The 4,562-nt window shown below is 72.0% G+C and carries 4 protein-coding genes and 2 pseudogenes; 1 reads left to right on the forward strand and 5 read right to left on the reverse strand.

Annotated features, from left to right (window positions below; translation table 11 throughout):
* A pseudogene (locus AB0M20_RS28795) lies at nucleotides 1-266 on the reverse strand (SRPBCC family protein); the annotation flags it as partial.
* A 78-nt stretch (nucleotides 267-344) separates the two neighbouring features.
* Here AB0M20_RS28795 and AB0M20_RS28800 point away from each other — a divergent pair.
* Nucleotides 345-1,298, forward strand: coding sequence for a TIGR03557 family F420-dependent LLM class oxidoreductase (locus tag AB0M20_RS28800; RefSeq protein ID WP_364303450.1), 954 nt, complete (start codon nucleotides 345-347; stop codon nucleotides 1,296-1,298).
* A gap of 30 nt (nucleotides 1,299-1,328) precedes the next feature.
* On the opposite strand, the gene AB0M20_RS28805 is transcribed toward AB0M20_RS28800, so the two are convergent.
* From AB0M20_RS28805 to AB0M20_RS28820, 4 genes and pseudogenes are all read right to left on the reverse strand, one after another.
* Nucleotides 1,329-1,742, reverse strand: a complete 414-nt coding sequence (locus AB0M20_RS28805) for a nitroreductase/quinone reductase family protein (protein WP_364303452.1) — start codon at nucleotides 1,740-1,742, stop codon at nucleotides 1,329-1,331.
* A gap of 9 nt (nucleotides 1,743-1,751) precedes the next feature.
* On the reverse strand, nucleotides 1,752-2,627 hold the full coding sequence (locus AB0M20_RS28810; protein WP_364303453.1) for an SMP-30/gluconolactonase/LRE family protein: 876 nt from the start codon (nucleotides 2,625-2,627) through the stop codon (nucleotides 1,752-1,754).
* Nucleotides 2,628-2,691: 64 nt separating this feature from the next.
* On the reverse strand, nucleotides 2,692-3,669 hold the full coding sequence (locus tag AB0M20_RS28815) for a hypothetical protein (protein WP_364303454.1): 978 nt from the start codon (nucleotides 3,667-3,669) through the stop codon (nucleotides 2,692-2,694).
* Between the two features lie 20 nt (nucleotides 3,670-3,689).
* Nucleotides 3,690-4,562, reverse strand: a pseudogene (locus AB0M20_RS28820) (copper-binding protein); the annotation flags it as partial.

Here is a 4,562-nt window from a genome sequence, read left to right on the forward strand (position 1 = left end):
GTCAGCGTCACCACCGCGTCCAGGGTGACCCCGAAGGGGCTGGCCACCGAGCTGGTCACGCGGTGGTCCGCGGGGCGGCCGGTCATCCGTACCCGGATCGGGTTGTCCCAGTGCAGCGGGCCGAGGCGGAACCGCTCGACCGCCACGTACTCGACGGCGCCGCTCACCTCACGGATGTCCCGGACGGCGACCACCAGCGGCGCCATCCCCACATAGCTCCGCGGGTCCATCAGGTGCGCGTAGACCACGGCAGGCTCGGCATTCACACGAAACTCTGTGGAGAAGCGCATGCCTCATGATCCCGGACCGCGTTTGTCCCGGCCGAGCCGGGGAAGCCGGAAAGCATGCGCTTCGGATACAAACTCTCCGCGGAGGGCTTCGGGCCCCAGGAACTGATCCGGCAGGCGGTCGCCGCGGAGCGGGCCGGCTTCGACTTCGTCGAGATCAGCGATCACTATCACCCGTGGCTGGACGTGCAGGGGCACTCGCCGTTCGCCTGGACCGTGCTGGGCGCGATCGCCGCCAGGACCGAGCGGATCGGCCTGGCCACCGGCGTCACCTGCCCGAGCGTCCGGTACCACCCGGCGATCATCGCACAGGCCGCCGCGACCCTCGCGATCGTCTCGGACAACCGCTTCACGCTCGGCATCGGCGCAGGGGAGCGGCTCAACGAGCACGTCGTCGGCACCGGCTTCCCGAGCGTGCGTGGACGCCACGAGCGGCTCCGCGAGGCGCTCGACATCATCAACCTGCTTTGGCAGGGCGGCTACCAGTCGTACGAGGGAAAGCACCTCCAGCTCGAGGACGCCCGCGTGTTCGACCTGCCCGAGCAGCTGCCGGTGATCGCGGTGGCGGCCGGCGGCAAGCAGGCCGCGGAGCTCGCCGCCACCCACGGCACCGGGCTCTTCGCCACCGAGCCGCGCACGGACCTGGTCGAGACGTTCCAGAAGGCCGGCGGCGACGGACCGAAGTACGCCGAGGTGCCGATGGCCTGGGCGACCAGCGAGGACGCCGCGGTCGAGGAGGCGCTGAAGACGACGGCGTGGGCGGTGACCGGCTGGAAGGTGATGGCGGAGCTGCCCAACCCGGTGAACTTCGAGGCCGCCGCGCAGACCGTGACCGCGGACGACATCCGCAAGCAGTTCGTCGTCGGCCCCGAGACACAGCCGTACGTCGAGCGCGTCAAGGAGTACACCGACGCCGGGTACGACCACATCGTGCTGCAGAACGCCGGCCCGGACCCGGACGGCTTCATCGACTTCTTCGCCAAGGAGCTCAAGGACGCGCTGTCCCGATGAGCTGAACCGCCCGGGTCGTGCCGGGAGAACTCAGTCGCGGAAGACCAGGCGGGCCACCGGGAACTTGCGGTCCGTCTTGGTCTCGTAGTCCGCGGCGTCCGGCCAGTACTCGCGCCAGATGCCGTAGAGCCGCTCCCAGTCCGGCTCGCCCGGACGGACCACGGTGGCGTCGGCCAGCTTGGTCTCGGTGCCGATCTCGACCGTGACCGGGCCGTCGGCCGCCGCCAGGTTGGCCACCCACTGCGGGTCCTGCGGGGCGCCGCCCAAGCTGCCGCAGACCACCCTGGCGTCCCCGTCGGGGGCGGCGACCAGAGGGTTCACGACCTCCTTGCCGGACTTGCGGCCGTGCGTGTGCAGCAGCACGAGCGTCTTGCCCGCCCAGTGCTCACCGACGTCGCCGCCGCGCTCGTGGAACTTCTCGATGATCGCGTCATTGAAACCCATGATCTGAAGTTACCCGGCCGCGGGCACATCCACCTCGACGGCGAGCAGGCGCGCCTCACGGGCGTTCGAGCGGGCGTGCTCGTCGAAGTCCGGGGCCGCGCAGAGGTACAGCGTGTGACCGGCCATGCCGACGGCGAAGACCCCGCTGCCCGCCTGCACCTCGTCCACGATCGCGCCGCCCTGGCGGACCCGCAGCGCCCGCCCGCCGGTGCCGTCGGCGATCCAGACCGCTCCCTCGGCGTCCAGGCACGCACCGTCCGGCGCCACCACGAGCTGCGGCAGCACGCGGCCGATCTCGGTCTCGGTCGGCACCAGCCCGAAGCTCGCCCACACCCGCCGGTTGGTCAGCGAGCCGTCCTCGGCCACGTCGAAGGCGGTCATCCGGTTGCCGAACGTCTCGTTGACGATCAAGGTGGCGCCGTCGAGCACCGAGCCGTTCGGGAACCACAGCTCCTCGGCCACGACCGTGACCGTCCCGTCCGGGTCGACCCGCGCGAGCTTCGACGGCGCCAGCGCACCGCCGTTCATCAGATCGAAACCGAAGCTCCCGACGTACGCGCGGCCGCGCTCGTCCACCACCATGTCGTTGACGTGCCCGGGCAGGGCACCGGACAGGTCGGCGTGCGTGACCAGGGTGCCGTCCGGCTCGCGCCGCAGCACACGCTGGTCGCGCATGGAGACGACGAGCAGCCGACCGTCCGGCAGCCAGCCGAGGCCGGAGGGCTGGGCCGGCACCTCCGCCTCGACCCGGACGTCCGAGCCGTCGGGTTCGGCCGACACCACCTGATGGAGATAGAAGTCCGAGACCCACAGCCGGCCGTCGTGGAAGCGAGGTGCCTCGAGGTAGTGGAACCCGGTCAGAACTTCTCTGATCTCCCTGGTCATGCCGACAACGTCCCCCGCACGCCCCCGGCGAGTCAAGGGGCATGCGGGGGACGTACATCGCGAGTTACAGGTCGGCCGGGCCGGCCGCTGTGGCCTCGGCCTCGGCCGCGGTGAGGCGGGCCGCCGCGCGCTGCTCGGCCGCCTCCGGCCGTGGCGACATGGACGTCCCGCGCCGCGCCGCCGCGGGGGCTACGTCGGCGCCGGTATCGCCGACGATGCCCCCGCGGATCCGGTTGTTCGGGGCCACCACGGCGGCCGGGTTGTTGGCCTGCACGGTGAGCACGCCGTCGATGATGTTGTCGTCCACGGTGACGCCGCCCGAGGTGTTGGTGACGCTCACGTCCCGGCCGAAGTAGCCGCCGGACGCGCAGCTGTCCAGGCCGCCGTTCGGGCCGAGCTGGACGCCGCCCAGATTGCCGGCGAAGGTGGCCTTGCCGCGGACCGCGCTGCCGCACACCACGCTGCCGGTGGCGCTGTTCAGCACCTGGAGCGTGCCGTCGAGGAACGAGTCGTGCACGTCGGTGTAGTACGTGCCCGAGCTGTTGACGTTGCCCTCGATCTGGGTGCCCTGGTCGATGCGGACGTCGCCGGCGCCGGCCGTGACCCCGCCGGCCACGGTGCTGCCCTCGACGAACAGGAAGCTGTCGACGGTGGTGGAGCCCTTCGGGCGTACCGTGATCGTCCCGCTCTGCGCGTCGCGCAGATAGACGCCGTAGCCGCCGGCCGCCAGCACCACCTGGCCGGAGACGACCGAGCTGCTCGCGTCGAAGTAGCCGTTGCCGGCGATGCGGACGTCGCCGCTCACGCGACCGTTCGCGACCACGAGGTTGGCGCCCGCGGCCACGCTGACGTTGCCGGTGATCGTCGTGCCGGCCAGATCGCAGGACTCGTTCGGCGGTACGTAGAGGTCGTTCGGCACGGTGACCGCGCCGCCGGTGCCGATGCAGTAGGTGACCAGGTCGGCACTGGCCGGTCCGACGCCGACGAGCATCCCGCCGGCAGCGACTCCGGCGGCGACCGCGGCGATTATCCGTCTGGGCATTGCGATTCCCCCTGTTGTGGTCATGAGCCGATGTCCGATCGGGCCGCTGCCCGGACGATGGCGCCCTGCTGACGCTTGGTGATGGTTCCGGCGGCGTGGAGCGGCCCGGTGACCGCCTCGACGTGCCGGACGAAGGCGGCGTGGGTGGGGTAGTCGGCGTACTCGTCGATCAGGTCGTTGATCGTGCAGCCGTCACCGCTGTCCTTGTTCGGCACACCGGTGTCGTCGGCCCGGATGATCACCGTGGCACGGGTGTCCGAGGCGGGGCACGCGTCCTCGCCCGACGGCACCACCGTGAAGGTCACCGACTTCTCCGCCGCGGTGTTGCCGGCGTTGTCGGTGGCCCGGTACTTGACCGCGTGCGCGCCGAGCGTGCGGACGGTGACCGGCGCCGTGTACGTCGTCCAGGCGCCGTCGTCGACCGCGTACTGGATGCGGGCGACGCCCGACTCGGTGTCGGTGGCCGTGACGGTCACCATCGCCGCGCCGAGATAGTCGCCGTTCGCGTCCCGCTCGCCCGCCACCGAGGCGGCGGTCGCCGGTGCCGTGGTGTCCGGCTGCGGAGGCGCCACCACGGTGAACGTGCTGGTGCCTTCGGCGGACGTGTTGCCGGCATTGTCGGTCGCCCGGTACCTGATCGTGTGCGCGCCCACGGTGCCGACGACGACCGGTCCCGAATAGGCCGCCCAGGCGCCGCCGTCCAGCGCGTACTCCACCAGGTCGACGCCGGACCCGGCATCGGTGGCCGTGATCGTCACGGTCGCCGAGCCGATGTAGTCGCCGTCCGGCTCCCGGTCGCGGGGGCCCCCGGCGGGGGCCCGGGGGGGGGGGGGGGGGGCGGCCCGCGGCGCGCCGCGGGGGTAGATCGCCCGCTGCGCGGCCGCGGGGGTGGC

Source organism: Actinoplanes sp. NPDC051633, assembly GCF_040681735.1.
Classification (GTDB): Bacteria; Actinomycetota; Actinomycetes; order Mycobacteriales; family Micromonosporaceae; genus Actinoplanes.

Bases quoted from the DNA above. Each gene is read 5' to 3' on its own strand.
- AB0M20_RS28800 (WP_364303450.1), top strand. From the start codon at position 345: ATGCGCTTCGGATACAAACTCTCCGCGGAGGGCTTCGGGCCCCAGGAA.
- AB0M20_RS28805 (WP_364303452.1), bottom strand. From the start codon at position 1,742: ATGGGTTTCAATGACGCGATCATCGAGAAGTTCCACGAGCGCGGCGGC.
- AB0M20_RS28810 (WP_364303453.1), bottom strand. From the start codon at position 2,627: ATGACCAGGGAGATCAGAGAAGTTCTGACCGGGTTCCACTACCTCGAG.
- AB0M20_RS28815 (WP_364303454.1), bottom strand. From the start codon at position 3,669: ATGCCCAGACGGATAATCGCCGCGGTCGCCGCCGGAGTCGCTGCCGGC.